Annotated in this window: 2 protein-coding genes; both read left to right on the top strand. The window is 74.9% G+C overall.

Features of this window, described 5'->3' with window-relative positions; all coding sequences use genetic code 11:
* Positions 1 to 499, top strand: a 499-nt coding sequence (locus C667_RS22855; RefSeq protein WP_004388364.1) for a glycerophosphodiester phosphodiesterase family protein, incomplete at its 5' end; no start/stop codon positions are given.
* Between the two features lie 77 nt (positions 500 to 576).
* A partial coding sequence (locus C667_RS22860; RefSeq protein WP_039922947.1) for a ChaN family lipoprotein occupies positions 577 to 1,517 on the top strand: 941 nt, incomplete at its 3' end.

The following is a 1,517-nucleotide window of genomic DNA, read 5'->3' on the forward strand; positions in this document are numbered from 1 at the left end:
CGCGCGGCTGGACGCGGGCGCCTGGCACGGCCCGCGCCACGCCGGCGAGCGCCTGCCCACGCTCGCGCAGGTGCTGGCCTTCTGCCGCGGGCGCGGCTGCATGCTCAACGTCGAGATCAAGCCCGCACCCGGCGACGAGGTCCGTACCGGGCGCCGTGTGGCCCAGCTCCTCGCCGCGGAGTCCTTCGCCACGCCGCCGCTGGCGAGCTCCTTTTCCACCGCCGCGCTTGCCGCCGCGGCCGCGGTCGCGCCGGCCCTGCCGCGCGGGCTCCTGCTGGAGACCTTCTGCGCGGGTTGGCTGGATGAGGCGCGAGCGCTGGGCTGCGTCGCGGTGATCGCCGAGTGCGCGGAGTGGACCCCGGAGACCGCGGCGCAGGCCAGCGCGGCCGGGCTGCGCCGCCTGGCGTACACCGTGAACGACGACGCCGAGGCGCAGCGCCTACGCGCGCTTGGCCTGGACGGGCTGATCACCGACCGCGTCGACCATTTCCGCCCCTGAGCAGCGCGCCCGGGGGGCGCGGAACTCGTGTGCATGCGCGGGCTCTACCGCTTGTCACGTTCCCCGGGTCCACGATCATGTCCTCTTCCTCCTGGCTGAGCGCGCTCGCGCTCTCGAGCGCTTTCCTGTGCACCGCTCCAGCGCTGGCGAACCCGGCCCAGCCCCCCTCCGCGGCGGCCGCCCCTGCCTGCCTCGCCCCGGCGAGCTGGGCGCGCACTGACGCCGCGACGCCGCAGCGGGTGGACGCGGACGGGCTGCTGGCCGCGATGGCCGGGCGCGCGGTCGTGCTGCTCGGCGAGCAGCACGACGACATGGACCACCACCGCTGGCAGCTGCAGACGCTCGCCACGCTGCACACGCTGCGCCCCACGATGGTGATCGGCTTCGAGATGTTCCCGCGCCGGGTGCAGCCGGTGCTCGACCGCTGGGTGGCGGGCGAGCTGACCGAGGCGGAGTTCCTGCAGCAGGCGGAGTGGGGCAAGGTGTGGAGCATGCCGGCGGAGCTCTACCTGCCGCTCTTCCACTTCGCGCGCCTGAACCGCATCCCGATGCTCGCGCTCAACATCGACGCCGAGCTCACCCGGCGGATCGCCGACAAGGGCTGGGACGGCGTGCCCGAGGGCGAGCGCGAGGGCGTCGGGCGGCCGGCCGCGGCCTTGCCGGCCTACGAGGACTTCCTGTTCGAGATCCACAGCCAGCACGCCCACATGCGCATGCACGGCAAGGACAAGGCCAGGCCGGCGCGCAGCGACGCCGCCTTCCGCAACTTCGTCGAATCCCAGCTCGCCTGGGACCGCGCGATGGCCGAGGCGCTGGTCGCCGGCCGCGCGCGTCACGCGGCGGCGGACGGCAGCCTGCCGCTCGTCGTGGGCATCATGGGCAACGGCCACGTGCGCCACGGCCATGGCGTCGCCCACCAGCTCGTCGCGCTCGGCGAGCCGAGCATAGGCCAGCTCATGCCGGTCGAGGCCGCCACGCCCTGCGCCGAGCTGCCCGCCGGCCTCGCCGACGCGGTGTT

It is taken from the genome of Thauera phenylacetica B4P (assembly GCF_000310225.1).
Lineage (GTDB): Bacteria > Pseudomonadota > Gammaproteobacteria > Burkholderiales > Rhodocyclaceae > Thauera > Thauera phenylacetica.